17 protein-coding genes are annotated in these 16,857 nt (G+C 60.2%); 10 read left to right on the top strand and 7 right to left on the bottom strand.

What is annotated here, in order from left to right; translation table 11 throughout:
- Positions 1-49: 49 nt before the first annotated feature.
- On the bottom strand, positions 50-2,893 hold the full coding sequence (gene rapA / locus DBR00_RS14250) for an RNA polymerase-associated protein RapA (RefSeq protein WP_108487265.1): 2,844 nt from the start codon (positions 2,891-2,893) through the stop codon (positions 50-52).
- 173 nt (positions 2,894-3,066) lie between these two features.
- On the opposite strand from rapA, the gene DBR00_RS14245 reads away from it, so the two are divergent.
- The 4 genes from DBR00_RS14245 (at position 3,067) to ccoM (ending at position 4,440) form a co-directional block, all read left to right on the top strand.
- On the top strand, positions 3,067-3,366 hold the full coding sequence (locus DBR00_RS14245) for an aspartate-semialdehyde dehydrogenase (protein ID WP_108487264.1): 300 nt from the start codon (positions 3,067-3,069) through the stop codon (positions 3,364-3,366).
- A gap of 41 nt (positions 3,367-3,407) precedes the next feature.
- Positions 3,408-4,010, top strand: a complete 603-nt coding sequence (locus DBR00_RS14240; RefSeq protein ID WP_108487290.1) for an alpha-ketoglutarate-dependent dioxygenase AlkB — start codon at positions 3,408-3,410, stop codon at positions 4,008-4,010.
- Positions 4,007-4,168, top strand: coding sequence for a hypothetical protein (locus DBR00_RS20740; protein ID WP_090248299.1), 162 nt, complete (start codon positions 4,007-4,009; stop codon positions 4,166-4,168). The genes DBR00_RS14240 and DBR00_RS20740 overlap by 4 nt, the downstream gene beginning before the upstream one ends.
- 155 nt (positions 4,169-4,323) lie before the next feature.
- The gene (gene ccoM, locus DBR00_RS21290; RefSeq protein WP_305888788.1) at positions 4,324-4,440 is read left to right on the top strand and encodes a cytochrome c oxidase subunit CcoM; all 117 of its coding nucleotides are present in this window, start codon (positions 4,324-4,326) and stop codon (positions 4,438-4,440) included.
- Between the two features lie 94 nt (positions 4,441-4,534).
- On the opposite strand, the gene glpD is transcribed toward ccoM, so the two are convergent.
- Together glpD and DBR00_RS14230 are read right to left on the bottom strand one after the other, a co-directional pair.
- Positions 4,535-6,076: a glycerol-3-phosphate dehydrogenase gene (gene glpD, locus DBR00_RS14235; RefSeq protein WP_108487263.1), complete on the bottom strand. Its 1,542-nt coding sequence runs from the start codon at positions 6,074-6,076 to the stop codon at positions 4,535-4,537.
- 165 nt (positions 6,077-6,241) lie between these two features.
- Positions 6,242-7,000, bottom strand: a complete 759-nt coding sequence (locus tag DBR00_RS14230; protein WP_108487295.1) for a DeoR family transcriptional regulator — start codon at positions 6,998-7,000, stop codon at positions 6,242-6,244.
- A gap of 168 nt (positions 7,001-7,168) precedes the next feature.
- Here DBR00_RS14230 and ybaK point away from each other — a divergent pair, with 168 nt between their 5' ends.
- From ybaK to DBR00_RS14210, 4 genes are all read left to right on the top strand, one after another.
- Complete coding sequence (ybaK, locus tag DBR00_RS14225) at positions 7,169-7,639, top strand: Cys-tRNA(Pro) deacylase (RefSeq protein ID WP_108487296.1); 471 nt, start codon at positions 7,169-7,171, stop codon at positions 7,637-7,639.
- Positions 7,640-7,676: 37 nt separating this feature from the next.
- The gene (glpK, locus tag DBR00_RS14220) at positions 7,677-9,164 is read left to right on the top strand and encodes a glycerol kinase GlpK (protein ID WP_108487297.1); all 1,488 of its coding nucleotides are present in this window, start codon (positions 7,677-7,679) and stop codon (positions 9,162-9,164) included.
- A 44-nt stretch (positions 9,165-9,208) separates the two neighbouring features.
- Positions 9,209-9,985: an ABC transporter substrate-binding protein gene (locus DBR00_RS14215; RefSeq protein WP_108487298.1), complete on the top strand. Its 777-nt coding sequence runs from the start codon at positions 9,209-9,211 to the stop codon at positions 9,983-9,985.
- A 130-nt stretch (positions 9,986-10,115) separates the two neighbouring features.
- Positions 10,116-10,916, top strand: a complete 801-nt coding sequence (locus DBR00_RS14210; RefSeq protein ID WP_108487299.1) for a PhzF family phenazine biosynthesis protein — start codon at positions 10,116-10,118, stop codon at positions 10,914-10,916.
- 1 nt (position 10,917) lies between these two features.
- Here the strand turns inward: DBR00_RS14210 and DBR00_RS14205 are convergent, their stop codons facing one another.
- Positions 10,918-12,024, bottom strand: a complete 1,107-nt coding sequence (locus DBR00_RS14205) for an ABC transporter ATP-binding protein (protein WP_108487300.1) — start codon at positions 12,022-12,024, stop codon at positions 10,918-10,920.
- The gene (argF, locus tag DBR00_RS14200; protein ID WP_108487301.1) at positions 12,021-12,941 is read right to left on the bottom strand and encodes an ornithine carbamoyltransferase; all 921 of its coding nucleotides are present in this window, start codon (positions 12,939-12,941) and stop codon (positions 12,021-12,023) included. The genes DBR00_RS14205 and argF overlap by 4 nt, the downstream gene beginning before the upstream one ends.
- A gap of 309 nt (positions 12,942-13,250) precedes the next feature.
- Here argF and DBR00_RS14195 point away from each other — a divergent pair, with 309 nt between their 5' ends.
- Entirely contained in the window at positions 13,251-15,359 is a 2,109-nt protein-coding gene (locus tag DBR00_RS14195) for a molybdopterin oxidoreductase family protein (protein WP_108538071.1), read from the top strand.
- Between the two features lie 120 nt (positions 15,360-15,479).
- On the top strand, positions 15,480-15,806 hold the full coding sequence (gene grxD / locus DBR00_RS14190; RefSeq protein WP_108487303.1) for a Grx4 family monothiol glutaredoxin: 327 nt from the start codon (positions 15,480-15,482) through the stop codon (positions 15,804-15,806).
- A gap of 68 nt (positions 15,807-15,874) precedes the next feature.
- Here grxD and bfr read toward each other — a convergent pair whose 3' ends face one another.
- Both bfr and DBR00_RS14180 read right to left on the bottom strand, forming a co-directional pair.
- Complete coding sequence (gene bfr / locus DBR00_RS14185; protein ID WP_090248283.1) at positions 15,875-16,345, bottom strand: bacterioferritin; 471 nt, start codon at positions 16,343-16,345, stop codon at positions 15,875-15,877.
- Between the two features lie 205 nt (positions 16,346-16,550).
- The gene (locus tag DBR00_RS14180; RefSeq protein ID WP_108487304.1) at positions 16,551-16,769 is read right to left on the bottom strand and encodes a bacterioferritin-associated ferredoxin; all 219 of its coding nucleotides are present in this window, start codon (positions 16,767-16,769) and stop codon (positions 16,551-16,553) included.
- Positions 16,770-16,857 lie beyond the last annotated feature (88 nt).

The raw sequence follows: 16,857 nt of genomic DNA, 5'->3' as shown, positions 1-16,857 counted from the left end.
GCGCTCAGCGCCAACCTACCTGCGGGCGCCGGATGCTCATTTGCAACGCTTAGCCAGCAACCAAGACGCGAATGGCCTCCAGGCGCAGTGCCGCTTTGTCGAGCATGGCCAGGCCTTGCTCGCGCAGCTGGCGCAGGGCGTTGAGTTCGCTGTCGCGCACGCTCGGGTTGACCGCTTGCAGGGCGATCAGGCGGGCCAGCTCTTCGTCGGTTTCTGCAGCCAGGCGGCGCTTGGCTTCGTCGACCCGGTCGCTATGGCGTGGCGCCACCTTGCTTTCGCCGGCGTTGATCAACGGGTTAAGGCTGTCGCGTTGCGCCTGGACAAACTTGTTGGCGCTGCCCCGGGGCACTGGCTCCAGCTGTTCGTTGAGTTTCTCGAAGGACACCTTGCTGGCCAGGTCATTGCCGTTGGCATCAAGCAGGCAACGCAGCGCGATGGGCGGCAAATAGCGGCCCAGTTGCAGCGCGCGCGGGGCCACCACTTCACTCACGTAGAGCAACTCCAGCAGCACGGTACCGGGTTTCAAAGCCTTGTTCTTGATCAGCGCCACGCCGGTGTTGCCCATCGAGCCGGAACGCACCAGGTCCATGCCGCCTTGCACCATGGGGTGTTCCCAGGTGAGGAACTGCATGTCCTCACGGGCCAGGGCCAGGTCGCGGTCGTAGGTGATGGTCACGCCTTCGTCGTCACCCAGGGGGAAGCTGGCATCCAGCATTTTTTCGCTGGGGCGCAGGATCAGGGCGTTGTCGGAGTGGTCTTCACTGTCAATGCCGAAGGCGTCGAACAGCTGCTCCATATAGATTGGCAAGGCGAATTGGTCGTCCTGCTCGAGAATCGCCGCGACCAACGCTTCCCCCTCACCCGCGCCGCCGGAGTTGAGCTCCAGCAGGCGATCGCGACCGGCGTGCAGTTCACCTTCCAGGTGAATGCGTTCGGCTTTGGCTTCATCCACCAGGGCTTGCCATTCTCCGTCGTCGCCACTTTCCAGCAGCGGTAGCAGGCGGCTGCCGAACTTGTGCTGCAGGGCGTTACCGGTTGGGCAGGTGGCGAGGAAGGCATTCAGCGCCTGGTGGTACCACTGGAACAGGCGTTCCTGCGGGCTGTTCTCCAGGTAGGGCACGTGCAGCTGGATACGGTGCTTCTGACCGATACGGTCGAGGCGGCCGATACGCTGTTCGAGCAGATCCGGGTGGGCCGGCAGGTCGAACAGCACCAGATGGTGGGCAAACTGGAAGTTACGACCTTCCGAGCCGATTTCCGAGCAAATCAGTACCTGGGCACCGAACTCTTCGTCGGCGAAGTAGGCGGCGGCGCGGTCGCGTTCCAGGATGCTCATGCCTTCATGGAACACTGTAGCCGGGATGCCTTTGCGTACGCGCAGGGCGTCTTCCAAATCCATGGCGGTTTCGGCGTGGGCGCAGATCACCAGTACCTTGAATTTTTTGAGCATCTTCAGGGTGTCGATCAGCCACTCGACGCGCGGGTCAAACTTCCACCAGCGCTGCTCTTCATCGACATCCGGCTGCGCCTGGTAGCTGACTTCGGGGTACAGGTCGGCATGCTCGCCCAGCGGCAGCTCCATGTATTCGTCAGGGCTGGTCAGCGGGTAGGGGTGCAGTTCGCGATCGGGGAAGCCTTTGACGGCTGCACGGGTGTTACGGAACAGCAGGCGGCCGGTGCCGTGGCGGTCGAGCAATTCACGCACCAAGCGCGCCGAGGCCTCGCTGTCACCGGCGTTGACGGCTGCCAGCAGCTCTTCACCGCCGGCGCCGAGGAAATCGTGAATGGTCTTGTGCGCCGCATCCGACAGGCGGCCCTGGTCGAGCAGTTCCTGCACGGCCTCGGCAATTGGTTTGTAATGCTCGCTTTCCGCGCGGAAGGCGGCCAGGTCATGGAAACGGTTGGGGTCGAGCAGGCGCAAACGGGCGAAGTGGCTGTCTTGGCCGAGCTGTTCCGGGGTGGCGGTGAGCAGCAGGACGCCGGGAATCACCCCAGCCAGTTGTTCAACCAGTGCGTATTCCGGGCTGGCGTGTTCCGGGTGCCAGACCAGGTGGTGCGCTTCATCGACCACCATCAGGTCCCAGTCCGCGGCAAACAGCGCGTCCTGGGCTTTTTCGTCTTCACACAGCCATTCCAGGGCCACGAGGGCCAACTGGCAGTCTTCAAACGGATTGCTGGCATCGCTTTCGATAAAGCGTTCTTCGTCGAACAGCGCGACATCCAGGTTGAAGCGCCGGCGCATTTCCACCAGCCATTGGTGCTGGAGGTTTTCTGGAACCAGAATCAGCACGCGGCTGGCACGCCCGGAGAGCAGCTGGCGATGGATCACCAGACCGGCTTCGATGGTTTTACCCAGGCCTACTTCGTCGGCCAGCAGTACGCGCGGGGCGATGCGGTCGGCGACTTCGCGGGCGATATGCAGCTGGTGCGCAATCGGTTGCGCACGCACGCCGCCCAGGCCCCAGAGGTTGGATTGCAACTGGCGGCTGGTGTAGTCGAGGGTGTGGTAGCGCAGGGCGAACCAGGGCAGCGGGTCGATCTGCCCGGCGAACAGGCGATCACTGGCCAGGCGGAACTGGATAAAGTTCGACAGCTGGGTTTCCGGCAGGCTGACGCTTTCATGCTGGGCATTGAGGCCGTGATAGACCAGTAGACCGTCGATATCGTCGACTTCCTGAACGGTCAGCTTCCAGCCTTCGAAATGGGTGATTTCATCACCCGGCGAGAAGCGCACACGCGTCAAGGGTGCATTGCGCAGGGCGTACTGGCGAGTTTCGCCGGTGGCCGGGTAGAGCATGGTGAGCATGCGGCCGTCCTGCATCAGAACAGTTCCCAAACCCAGTTCTGCTTCGCTGTCACTGATCCAGCGTTGCCCCGGTTCATACTGCGCCATGCTTGTCTCCCGCGTGAAAAAGCCGACTATGTTAACGCAGCGTCGGGCCATGGCCAAAGGCGCATTGCTACGCATCGGGCACTTTGTGTAATCAGGTCGATCAAAAGTGTAGTGAGGCGAGGCTCAAGTCGCGGCTTGGCTCGCCGACAGTCTGACCAAAGGAGGACTACGAGATGCTGCCGCCGATCCCCCACAGTCTGGTTCCCGTCACCGTCCAGCAGGATGTGGTCAAGCCTCGTCCGGAAATCCCGCCGGTTACAGCGTCTGCGGAAAGCGCCAAGGAAAGTGGTGTAAGCCTGGATAAACGCCACCCTCAGGAAGCCGAAATGCTCCTGCGCGAAGAGCAGCGCCGTCGCCAGCGCCGCCACGGCTACACCCCGGAAGAACTGGCCGAAGGTGAAGTGGCCAAGGCCGATGAGGCTGTGGTCAGTGAACTGCCTCGTCAGGGCTTGTGGGTGGATGTGGAGGTCTGAGCTGGGCACACTAGGTGCTTCGCCTGTTCGAGTCTGGTTCCGTGGATCTATTTGCCGACAGCCCTTTGCATCTGACCAGCGCTGACTTGCAGCTGCATGCGCAGTGGCTGAATGCCGCAACGGCTGACCGCTGGTTGGCTGAGCTGACGGCGCAGACCCCTTGGCAGCAGCCGCAGGTGCAACTTTACGGTCGGCAACTGCCGGTGCCGCGTCTGGTGGCCTGGTATGGCGATGCCGAGGCCAGCTACCGCTACTCCGGATTGACCCATCAACCGCTGCCCTGGACGCCGCTGTTGGCGCTGATTCGCGCGCAGGTGGAGCAGGCAGTGGGGCAACCGCTGAATGGCGTGTTACTCAACTACTACCGTGATGGGCAGGACTCCATGGGCTGGCACAGCGACGATGAAGCCGAACTGGGTGCCAATCCGTTGATCGCCTCGCTGAATCTGGGCGGCACGCGGCGCTTTGATCTGCGCCGAAAAGGGCAGAGCCGCATCGAGCACTCATTGCCGCTGCAGCATGGTTCGCTGCTGGTCATGCGTGGGCCAACCCAGCATTATTGGCAGCATCAAGTGGCGAAGACGCGCAGCGCCTGCGCGCCACGCCTGAACCTGACCTTTCGTTTGATCAAGCCGAGACCATGAGCAAAGACGACAAACTGATTGATTTCGCCGCCGAGCGCGACAAGCGCATTCATGACCTGCGCGACAAAAAACTCAATGAAATGCGCGATGCCTTCGAGCAGGCCTTACCACTGCCCAAGGGTAAGAAAAAGCCCAAGGGCAAACCGAAAAAGCCTTGAAATCGCTCTGTCATGAGCCGTTTTTTTGATCTGGATCAGCTAATCAAAGCCTCATCCTGACAGCGCCCGCCGCTTGTTGACCTGGATCAATGGCGTCCCTGCTGCCCCTGCTAATTTGAAGCCATACCCACACAGGCTTCACGCAGGAGGCAACCATGTTTATTGATGTCGTAGTTCTCGCCGGTATTGGCACCGTCGGACTGATGGTCGCGTTCTGTGCCGGGGTTGGTTATTTCATCTGGAAAGACGCGCAGAAGTCCAAGCTGGGCTGAGTCTCCAGTAGCAGAGCACGCAAGGCAATTTGGGCGACTTCGGTCGCCCTTTTTTATGCCTCAATCGATAGATCGGCTTTAAGGATTTCAGGCTCTACGCTGCGTGCGCATCTTCCGGGTTGCGCGGTGATTCGATGCGCAGGTAACTGTCCAGCTTGGCTTGCTGCGCCGGGGTGGTGAACAAGCCGAGCTTGCTGCGGCGCCAGAGAATATCGTCCGCCTGCATGGCCCATTCTTCCTGGCACAGGTAGTCGACTTCACGGGTGTAGAGGCCGCCGCCCAGGTGTTCGCCCAGATCGCTGAGGTTGCTCACGCCGTTGAGCATCACCCAGCTGCGGCTGCCGTAACTGCTGGCCCAGCGCCGTGCCAGTGAGGTGGGTAGCCAGCCGAAGTGCGCGCACAGAGCTTCCACCAGCGCGCTCTGGCTGTCGAGTTGCTCAGCGCCCGGCAGCAGGCTGCTGGCCGTCCAGCTAGGACCCATTTTGGGAAAGAAGGGCGCCAGTTGTGCCAGCGCCGATTCGGCGAGCTTGCGGTAGGTGGTCAGCTTGCCGCCGAACACCGAGAGCAACGGGGCTTCTCCGGGATGAGCGGATAGCGACAGGGTGTAGTCGCGGGTGACTGCCGACGGATCATCCGACTCGTCATCACACAGCGGCCGCACGCCGGCATAGGTATGCAGGATGTCGCTGCGCTGCAGCTGCTTCTTGAAGTGGGCGTTGACCACATTCAGCAGGTAGTCGGTTTCTTCCTCGCTGATCGCTACCTTGGCCGGGTCACCCTGGTATTCGCGGTCCGTGGTGCCGATCAGGGTGAAGCGCTCCTGATAGGGGATGGCGAAGACGATGCGGCGGTCTTCGTTCTGCAGAATGTAAGCCTGCTCGCCATCGAACAGGCGCGGCACGACGATATGGCTGCCCTGGATCAGGCGAATGCCGTAGGGCGATTCCTGTTTCAGGTCTTCGCGAATAAACCGCGCCACCCAAGGGCCGGCAGCATTCACCAGAGCGCGGGCGCGAATCGAGAACAGGCTGCCGTCGTGGCGTTCCAGGTGGATATGCCACAGGCCCTTGCTGCGTCGTGCGCTGACGCAACGGGTGCGGCTGTGCACGTGGGCGCCATGCTCGCGGGCAGCCATGGCATTGAGTACCACCAGGCGGGCGTCATCGACCCAGCAATCGGAATACTCGAAACCGCGGCTGATCTCGGCCTGCAGCGGGCTGCCGGCACCGAAGCGCAGGCCGCGTGAGCCGGCCAGCTTCTCGCGCTTGCCCAGGTGATCATAGAGAAACAGCCCGGCACGGATCATCCAGGCCGGGCGCAGGTGCGGGCGGTGCGGCAGGATAAAGCGCATGGGTTTGACAATATGCGGGGCTTTGCTCAGCAACACCTCGCGCTCGGCCAGGGCCTCACGTACCAGGCGGAATTCGTAGTGTTCCAGGTAGCGCAGGCCACCGTGGATCAGTTTGCTGCTGGCCGACGATGTGTGTTGCGCCAGATCGTCCTTTTCGCAAAGGAACACGGATAAACCGCGCCCGGCGGCATCGGCGGCAATCCCGACACCATTGATACCGCCGCCGATCACGGCAAGGTCATAGACTTCAGCGAGTGGATTGTTGCTGGCGGGACGAGTAGGCATGGCGGCACCGAAAGTCAGTATTGAACTTTGAATGTTCACTTTCGAAAATATGCTAGTCGAATATCCACAGCTTCGCCACCCCGAAGTGCGCTTTCGCGCCCAGCGGTTGTGAGGAATCAGTAGCGGGATATTGGTTAAGCCGGTGCCAGGCCAGTGGTGGCGGTCTTACACCAGGTCGAGGTGTACTTTGTGCTCGGCGAGCAGGCGGTTGATGGCAGCGGACGGCGCGGCATCGGTGAACACCCGATCGACCAGGGCGACCGAGCCCAGGCGCACTACGGCGTTGCGGCCGAACTTGCTGGAGTCGACGGCCAGAAACACCTGGCGCGCATTGCTGATAATCGCCTGGGAGACCCGTACTTCCTGGTAATCGAAGTCGAGCAGGCTGCCGTCTTCATCGATGCCGCTGATGCCGACCAGGGCGAAGTCGACCTTGAACTGCTGGATAAAATCCACCGCCGCCTGGCCGACGATGCCGCCATCGCTGCGCACCGTACCGCCGGCCAGCAACACTTCGAAGTCGGCCTTGGCGCTGAGCTGGGCCGCCACATGCAGGTTGTTGGTGATGATCTTCAGGCCCTTGTGGCCGAGCAGCTCACGGGCAATGGCTTCGGTGGTGGTACCAATGTTGATGAAGAGCGAGGCGTGGTTGGGGATCTGTGCGGCAATGGCGGCAGCGATGCGCTGTTTCTCTTCACGCATCTGTCCAGCGCGCATGCTGTAGGCGGTGTTCTGCGTGCTGGAACTCTCACTGGCCGCACCGCCATGCGTGCGACGCAGCAGACCTTGTTCAGCAAGCTGATTGATGTCGCGGCGAATGGTCTGTGGGGTGACGGCAAACGCCTGAGCCAACTCGTCGATGCTGACATAGCCGCGTTCGCGGGCGAGTTCGAGAATGTCGTGTTGGCGGGGCGGCAGGGTCATGAAAACTCCTCAGAGGTGCGCGCCATTATAGGCTGTGGTCGCAGATTTTATGGTCTGCAATTTGAGCGGCCACCTTGCGGCCGCAGCCACGCGACGTTAAAGACTGCTCCCAACAGTTTTTTTCGGCTAAGGTACGCCAACTTTGTCAGATTGTTTTCACATTCGAACATGACGCCTGCCATCGATCTGCTGAAAAAAGCCAAAGCTGCGCACCAGGTGCACAGTTATCACCATGACCCCAAGGCGGCTTCCTATGGCCTGGAAGCTGCGGAGAAGCTCAATCTTGAGCCGGCCCAGGTGTTCAAGACGCTGCTGGCGGCCAGCGAGAAGGGCGAGTTGCTGGTCGCTGTTGTACCGGTGGCGGGTACGCTTGACCTGAAGGCGCTGGCGCAGGCTGCCGGGGTGAAGAAAGCCGATATGGCCGACCCTGCTGCAGCACAGCGCGCTACCGGTTACCTGCTCGGCGGTATCAGCCCCCTGGGGCAGAAGAAGTGCCTGCGTACCTTTATTGACGAATCGGCGCAGCACTTCCCGAATATCTATGTCAGCGCCGGACGGCGCGGTCTGGAGGTGCAGCTGGAGGCCAGCGTGCTGGCACAGCTGACTCAGGCGTTGTTTGCACCTATTGGTCGCGGCTAGCAGCCGCTCTACAACCTATAAAAACAAGGAAATCTGCATGTCTCATTACCTGCTTGCCATCGACCAGGGCACCACCAGCAGTCGGGCGATTGTCTTCAGTGCTCAAGGGTTGCCCGTTGCGCGCGCGCAGCAGGAGTTCAAACAGTACTTCCCGCAGGATGGCTGGGTTGAGCATGATGGCGAAGAGCTGTGGCTGAGCACTCTTAAGGTCTGCCGTGAGGCGCTTAAACAGAGTGGTCTGAGTGCCAGTGAGGTGGCGGCTATCGGCATTACCAATCAGCGTGAAACCACTCTGGTGTGGGATGCGCAGACCGGTACGCCGATTCATCCAGCGATTGTCTGGCAGGATCGGCGCACCGCCGACTATTGCGCTGAGCTGAAAGAAGCGGGGCATGAAGCGGCGGTCGCGGCCAAGACCGGCTTGTTGATCGACCCGTATTTTTCAGCCACCAAGCTGCGCTGGATTCTACAAAAGGTGCCGGGCGCCCGTGAGCGTGCCGAACGTGGCGAGCTGCGCTTTGGCACCGTGGATTCCTTTTTGCTGTGGCGCCTGACCGGTGGCAAGTCGCACAAGACTGACGCCAGCAACGCCTCACGCACCCTGCTGTTCAATATCCACACCCAGCAGTGGGATGAAGAGCTGCTCAAGCTGTTCGAGATTCCCGCCAGCCTGCTGCCGGAGGTGCTTGATTGCGCGGCCGATTTTGGCTGTACAGAGGCGAGCCTGCTCGGTGCTGCGATTCCGGTGCTGGGCATGGCCGGTGATCAGCAGGCGGCCCTGATCGGCCAGGCCTGCTTCGAGCCAGGCATGGTCAAAAGCACCTATGGCACCGGCTGCTTTATGATCCAGAACACCGGCAGTACGCCGGTCACCTCGAAAAATCGCCTGCTCACTACGGTCGGTTATCGTCTGAATGGCCAGGTCACCTATGCGGTGGAAGGCAGCATCTTCGTCGCTGGCGCCGCTGTGCAGTGGTTGCGCGACGGCATCAAGCTGATCAGCCATGCCCGCGATACCGAAGCCATGGCCGAGCAGACCGGCGATGCTTGCGGTGTTTACCTGGTGCCAGCTTTCACCGGCCTGGGCGCACCGTACTGGGACCCGAAAGCCCGTGGCGCGATTTTCGGCCTGACTCGCGACACCGGGATCAAGGAAATCGTCACCGCCGGCCTGCAGTCGGTGTGCTACCAGACCCGTGACCTGCTCGAAGCCATGCGCCAGGACGGCGCCGCTGAGCCCAGCGCACTGCGGGTCGATGGCGGCATGGTGGAAAACAACTGGGTCATGCAATTTCTCGCCGACATCCTTGGGGTGCCGGTGGAGCGTCCGGAAGTCACCGAGACTACAGCGCTCGGTGTGGCCTATCTGGCCGGCCTGCAAGCCGGGCTGTACAAGGATTTGGCGAGCATCGCGCGGCATTGGCATCGTCAGCAACGATTCGAGCCGCGTATGGCTGACAGTCATCGCAATAAACTCTACGGTGGTTGGCTGGATGCGGTGAAAAGAGTGCGCAGCGAAGGCTGAGGGTGGTAAAACTGCCAGTAATCCGGTCTTTCGTGGGGCTTTGGATGTCGAAATGCCGCTGGCTGGTTGTGCGTGGGTGTGTGCTGGTACTGCTCGGCTGTGCCGGTTGTTTGCGGGCTGAGACGCTGGTGATTGCCGGCGATATCTGGTGTCCGGTGAATTGTCAGCCTGGATCCGAGCGGCCGGGTATCTTCGTTGAGCTGGCGCGGGAGATCTTTGCCGAGGCGGGCATTGAGGTGCAGTACAAGGCCCTGAACTGGGCGCGTACCTTACAAATGGTGCGGCGTGGCGAGTTGAATGCGGCCGTCGGTGCTGGTGTTGAAGATGCACCGGACTTTCTTTTTGGTACTACGCCTGTGGCATCGTCGCGCAACTGCTTTTTCACCCGGCAGGCGTCCTACTGGCGTTTTACCGGTATTGCCTCGCTCGCCGGGCAACGCCTCGGGGTGATCAATGACTACAGTTATGGCGATCAATTGAATGCCTACATTGCGTTGCATCATGGTGATAGTGAACGCATTCAGATTGCCGCTGGCGACACTGCGCTGACGTTGAACATCAGCAAGCTCACCCATGGCCGTGTCGATGTGGTGTTGGAAAACGCCTGGGGTATGCAAGCCATGTTGGCCAGCCTGGGGCACACTGGCGAGTTGCGCGAGGCCGGTTGCCGCGTGCCGGATGTGCCGATCTACCTGGCATTTTCGCCAGTGCTGGCGTCCAGCCCACGCTATGTTGCGCTCTTCGAGCAGGGTGTGCAGCGCTATCGCGCTAATGGCCGTTTGCAGGCCTTACTGGATGCTTATGGGGTGCAGAGGCCCTGACTGTTGGACGGCTGTCGTGAGGCTCGGTGTTAATGGCCTGCTGTATGGCTGTAATTGGCCGCTGCTGTAGTGGGCAGGCGGAGCCTGTTTTCGGCATGCTTTAACGTGCGAAGAATCCGGAGTGCGCCCCATGCAGCTTGAATTCCACCAGGTCGATGCCTTTGCTACACAACCATTTACCGGCAACCCGGCGATGGTTTATCGCCTGGACAGCTGGCTTGACGATGCCTTGATGCAGCAGATTGCCGCCGAGCACAACTTGGCGGAAACCGCCTTTGTGGTGAAGGAAGGCGCAGCTTGGCATATCCGCTGGTTTACCCCAACGGCAGAGGTGCCGCTGTGTGGCCATGCCACCCTGGCCACTGCTCATGTGCTGTTCGAGGTCTACGGTGAGTCGGGCGATGTGCTTGATTTTACCTGTCTCTCCGGCGCACTGCGGGTCAGTCGCGCTGGCGCCAAGCGGGTACTGGATTTCCCCGTGCGCCGCGCGCAATCGTGCGACTTACACGCAGACGTTGAGCGGGCGCTGGGCTTGCCGGTAGATAGCGTGTTGGCATTGCATGAGGGGCAGGGAATCCAGGAGTTGCTGGCGATTCTACCGAGCGAGGCTGTAGTGCGGGCTTTGCAGCCTGATCTGGCAGCTGTAGCCACGTTGCCGGGGTTGGGCTTGCTGGTCAGCGCCCCCGGTGAGCAGCATGATTTCGTCTCGCGTTACTTCGCGCCGTCTATCGGTATCAATGAAGATCCGGTAACCGGTTCGACCCACTGCATCCTTACCCCCTACTGGGCGCAGCGTTTGGGCAAGACCCGGCTCGGTGCGTTCCAGTGTTCGGCGCGTGGCGGCGAGTTGCACTGTGAGTTGGTTGGCGAGCGGGTGAGGATTGCCGGCCAGGCGCTGTTGATTGCCAGTGGCCGGTTGCTGTTGGGGTGAGTCAGCTGTCGCTGCTGTAGCGACGCACGCCCGACTCACCCAGGTTGACCTGGGCGGCGATGCTGCCGGGTGCGGCAAACACCACCAGATGGTCGGCGGCCACGCGAATGCCGACCTGCTGGCCGGGCAAGTGATCGGCGTGGCTGGGGAAGATTGATTCCAGTTGGCTACCGGTTGGTAATTGCAGGCGATACAAGGTCGCTGCGCCGAGGAAAGTCTTGCCGACGATCAGCGCCTTTTGCGTGCTGTCCGGGTCATAGACGATATCGTCTGGACGTAGTAGTACGTCGACCGCGCTGCCGGTTGGCCAGTTATAGGCACGGTTGCCACGAATCATGCCCAGTTCGGTCTGTACAGAGTCCGGGCTGAGCAACTGGCCACGAATAAAGTAGCCTTGGCCGATAAAGCTGGCGACAAACGGGGTCAGTGGTTCGTGGTAGAGATTGAAGGGCGTGTCCCACTGTTCAAGTTTGCCTTCCTTGAACACGCCGACGTGATCGCTGACGGCGAAGGCTTCCTCTTGGTCGTGGGTCACCAGAATTGCGCTGGTGCCGCGCGCCTTGAGGATGTCGCGTACCTCATGGCTCAAGCGCCGGCGCAGTTCGCCATCCAGGTTGGAGAACGGCTCATCAAGCAGCAGCAATTGTGGTTCCGGTGCCAGCGCACGTGCCAGTGCCACGCGTTGCTGCTGGCCGCCGGACAGCTCATGCGGGTAGCGCTTGCCGAGATGGTCGAGTTTGACCAATTCCATCAGTTCCTGAGTAACCCGCTCGCGGTTGGGTTGCTTGCGGATGCCGAAGCCGATGTTTTCGGCCACGCTCAGGTGCGGGAACAGTGCGTAATCCTGGAATACCATGCCGATCCGGCGTTTCTCCGGGGCCAGGGTAAAACCGGCTTTCGAGATGACCTGGTCGGCCAGCTGGATCTCGCCTTCCAGCACCGGTTCAAAGCCGGCAATGGCGCGCAATGTGGTGGTCTTGCCGCAGCCTGATGGGCCGAGCAGGCAGCCGATATCGCCGGCATTCAGGTGCAGGTTGAGGCTCTGCACCACCTTGTGTCCGGGGTAGCCGCAGCTCAGCTCGCGCAGGTTTAGCAGAGGTTGGCTCATGCGTGGTGGTACGCCGGCTCAACCAGAAATTCGAGCAGCGCTTTCTGCACATGCAGGCGATTTTCTGCTTGGTCCCAGGCTGCCGAGCGCGGGTCGTCGAGCAGATCCTCGCTGATTTCCTCGCCGCGGTGAGCCGGTAGGCAATGCAGGAACAGCACGTCTTCGGCGGCGGCATCCAGCAGGGCGCGGTTGACCTGGTAGGGCTGGAACAGCTTGAGGCGCTCGGCGGCTTCGTCTTCCTGGCCCATCGAAGCCCACACATCGGTGCTCACCAGGTGTGCGCCGGCAACGGCGGCAAGCGGGTCACGCAGAATCTGTACGCGCTCGCCGGCGGCAGCGAGGAACGTGGCGTTCGGCTCATAGCCCTCGGGGCAAGCGACGCGCAGTTGGAAGTCAAACTGCATGGCCGCTTCTATATAGGAATTACACATGTTGTTGCCGTCACCGATCCAGGCCACGGTTTTGCCTTTGATGCTGCCGCGATGCTCCTGATAGGTTTGCATGTCGGCCAGCAGCTGGCAGGGGTGCAGGTCATCGGACAGGCCGTTGATCACCGGCACGCGCGAGTTGGCGGCGAATTCGGTCAGGGTGCTGTGGGCGAAGGTGCGGATCATCACCGCATCGAGCATGCGCGACATGACGATGGCTGCATCGCCAATCGGTTCGCCACGGCCCAGTTGCGTGTCACGCGGCGACAGGAAGATGGCCTGACCGCCGAGCTGGATCATGCCGGCTTCGAACGACAGGCGGGTGCGGGTCGAGGCCTTCTCGAAGATCATGCCCAGTACGCGATTCTTCAGCGGCTCGAACAATACGCTGCGGTTACGCAAGTCCTTAAGCTCCATGCCGCGTCGGATCAGCCCCACCAGTTCGTCCGGTGTGCAATCCATCAGCGAGAGAAAGTGTCTTGCGCTCATCATCAACTACCTTTTGACAGCAGGGCGCAGGTTCAATGGCCTGGTGGAATGCAAGAAACGGCAGAACCTGCGGCTGGGTGGCCGCACAATGCGACGAAACGGGGAAGTCGCGATCTTATAAGCAAACGCCGATCAGGCGCAAATTGCCTGCATGAGCCCGTTGAGCGGGGCAGTCGCCGAGACGTAGCTATCGGTCGACCTGATGCTGTGCAATTCACGCAGCGAACCCTGCTGGTGCAGTCTCCGAACTGTCGCCATAGTCATGCTTTGCGGTGCTGCGTACATCGAATCAAAACAAGAGGCTCGGCCATGACCAAAACCCTTCATCATCGTGCATGCCATTTGTGCGAAGCCATCTGTGGCCTGAGCATTGAAACCGAAGTGCAGGACGACGGTTCCACGCAGATCCGTTCGATCAAGGGCGATGCTCTGGACAGTTTCAGTCGCGGCCATATATGTCCCAAGGCCGTAGCCTTACAGGACATTCAGAATGATCCTGACCGCTTGCGTCAGCCGATGCGCCGGGTGGGGGATGAATGGCAGGCCATTGGCTGGGAGGACGCTTTCGTGCTGGTGGCCGAGCGTTTGAGTGCGATTCAGGCCGAGCATGGGCAGAACGCCGTAGCGGTGTATCAGGGCAACCCCAGTGTGCACAACTACGGCCTGATGACCCACAGCAACTACTTCCTTGGCCTGCTGAAAACCCGTAACCGTTATTCGGCTACCTCGGTTGATCAGCTGCCGCATCACTTGACCAGCCACCTGATGTACGGCCATGGCTTGCTGATTCCGATTCCAGATATCGATCACACCGACTTTATGTTGATCCTCGGCGGCAACCCGCTGGCATCCAACGGCAGCATCATGACCGTGCCGGATGTGGAAAAGCGCCTGAAGGCTATCCAGAAACGCGGTGGCAAACTGGTGGTAGTGGATCCACGGCGCAGCGAAACCGCCGCGATTGCCGACCAGCATGTGTTCGTTCGTCCGGGGCAGGACGCTGCCCTGCTGTTTGGCCTGCTCAATACCCTGTTCGAAGAAAACCTCGGCCGCGCCAGTCACCTGGCCGTTGATGGCCTGGATGACGTGCGTCAGGCGATTGCCGGTTTCACCGCCGAAAGCATGAGCGCCCAATGCGGCGTGCCGGCGCCAACGATTCGCCAGTTGGCGCGCGACTTTGCCGCTGCCGAATCGGCGGTGTGTTACGGGCGCATGGGTGTCTCCACTCAGGCGTTTGGTACGCTGTGTCAGTGGCTGGTGCAGCTGATCAATCTGGTCACCGGCAATCTGGATCGCGTCGGCGGTGTGCTCTGCACCGAACCCGCATTGGACCTGGTGGCTTCAACCTCTGGCGGGCACTTCAATCGCTGGCAGAGCCGGGTGTCCGGCTTGCCGGAGTACGGCGGTGAGTTGCCGGTGTCGGCCCTGGCCGAGGAGATGCTCACGGCCGGCGAAGGGCAGGTACGCGCGCTGGTGACGGTAGCCGGTAACCCGGTGCTGTCCACGCCCAATGGCCGGCAGCTGGAGCAGGCGCTCGATGGTCTGGAATTCATGCTCAGCATCGACTTCTACATCAATGAAACCACCCGTTATGCCGACCTGATCCTGCCGCCGACTGGGCCGCTGGAGCATGATCACTACGACACCACGTTTAATATGTTCGCGGTGCGCAATGTCACTCGCTTCAATGAAGCTGTGCTGGCCAAACCTGTAGGCGCGCTGCATGACTGGGAACTCTTCGTCGGTCTGGCCAAAGCCTTTGCCGCCAAAACGGGCGTGGAGCTGAAACCGACCATGGCCCCCGAGCAGATGATCGACATGGGGCTGCGGTTTGGTAGTTACGGCGACAAGTCAGAACATAAACTGTCGTTGGTTGCACTGCGTGAGCACCCGCATGGGCTCGACCTAGGGGCGCTTAAACCCAACCTGAGCGGTCGTCTGAAAACCGCCAATAAGCAGATTCAAGCGGCACCTGCGGTGATCATGGCTGATCTGCAGCGCTTTGCCGCGCAGCCAGCTGCCAAGGCGGATGAGCTGCTGCTAATTGGTCGCCGGCATGTGCGCAGTAATAATTCCTGGATGCATAACTACCACCGCTTGGTTAAAGGTAAGCCGCGCCATCAGCTGCTGATGCACCCAGCGGACTTGAGTCAGCGCGGGCTCACCGATGGCCAATTGGTGCGCGTGCGTTCGCGGATCGGGGTCATCGAAGTGGAAGTGGCTGCCAGTGAGGACATGATGGCCGGTGTGGTCAGCCTGCCACATGGTTGGGGGCATGCCCGGCCAGGCGTAAAGATGGCGATTGCCAGCGAGCAACCGGGGGCCAGCGCCAATGACCTGACTGATGAGCGGCAGCTCGATGCCCTGTCCGGCAATGCGGCGTTGAACGGCGTTCCGGTACAGGTTGAGGCTGCTTGACCGGCTGACATTCGGCGCAAGGAATGTGGCAGGGAAGGCCGAGCATTGCGCTCGGCTTTTCGCTACAATGCCGCCACCGTGCCGACCCGTGAGTCGGGAAGTTAAGTCCTGAGGTGCCCAATGGATATCATCGAAACTATCAAAGAACAGATCGGTAATAACACCGTTCTGCTGTACATGAAAGGCTCGCCGAACGCTCCGCAGTGCGGCTTTTCCTCCAAGGCAGCGCAGGTTGTGATGGCCTGTGGCGAAAAATTCGCTTATGTCGACATTCTGCAGAACCCGGAAATTCGCGCCAATCTGCCGAAGTATGCCAACTGGCCAACGTTCCCGCAGCTGTGGGTCGGTGGTGAACTGGTCGGCGGCAGTGACATCCTGGTGGAAATGTTCCAGAAGGGTGAGCTGCAAACCCTGATCAAGGACGCTGTGCAGAAAGCCGACGCCTAAATCGGTCGTGCATAAACAACAAACCCCGCCAAGTGCGGGGTTTGTTGTTTATGGCGTAAGCGTTTGGCTTATTCGTCCATCTGCGACTGCAGGTAGTTCTGCAGGCCCACGGCTTCAATCAGGCTGAGCTGGGTTTCCAGCCAGTCGATGTGGTCTTCCTCGGAGCAGAGGATTTCTTCAAGCAGTTCGCGGCTGGCGTAGTCGCCGATGCTTTCGCAGTAGGCAATCGCTGCTTTCAGATCAATGTGCGCCTTGTGTTCGATCTTCAGGTCGCACTCAAGCATTTCCTTGGTGTTTTCACCGATCAGGATTTTGCCGAGGTCTTGCAGGTTGGGCAGGCCTTCAAGGAACAGGATGCGCTTAATCAGCTTGTCCGCGTGCTTCATCTCATCGATGGACTCGTGATACTCGTGCTCGCCGAGTTTTTTCAGGCCCCAGTCTTCGTACATGCGCGCGTGCAGGAAGTACTGGTTGATCGCGACCAGCTCGTTACCGAGGATCTTGTTCAGATGCTGGATGACTTTCTTGTCGCCTTTCATGTCTGCGTCTGCCTTGCAAGGGAGTTGGCTTTAAATTCTGGGCTGATGATTTTCGACTGTCAAACCTAAGTATTTGAATTCAAAGCGAAAATTAATATAAATACGAATGTTTAAGTTATGCATTTGGGCGCTAAGGTATTGAATTTAAGGCATAAAAAAACCGGACACGTGGTCCGGCTCTCTTTGTGCGCGATGTGCTAGTCAATCATGCCGCAACAAAATTTGCTGGGTAAGCACGTGCTGCCTGACTGCTCTGGACTTCGCTGAGGGTTTCACGCACTACCTGTTTGGCCAGGCAAGCACACTTGCCGCACTGGCTGGCGACACCCAGGGTGGCCCGCACGTCACGGTAGCTGCAGCAGCCTTCGTAAATGGCTTCGCGAATCTGACCGTCAGTTACACCTTCACAGAGACAGACGTACATGATTGATGCTCGTGGCTGGGTGGTGAGATGCGAAAGATACTAATGTTAATGAGAATGCTTGTCAAAGCTGAATGTGATTGTCTGATGA

The organism is Pseudomonas sp. HMWF032, from assembly GCF_003060885.1.
GTDB lineage: Bacteria > Pseudomonadota > Gammaproteobacteria > Pseudomonadales > Pseudomonadaceae > Aquipseudomonas.
This window is presented reverse-complemented; position numbering and strand designations above follow the sequence as displayed.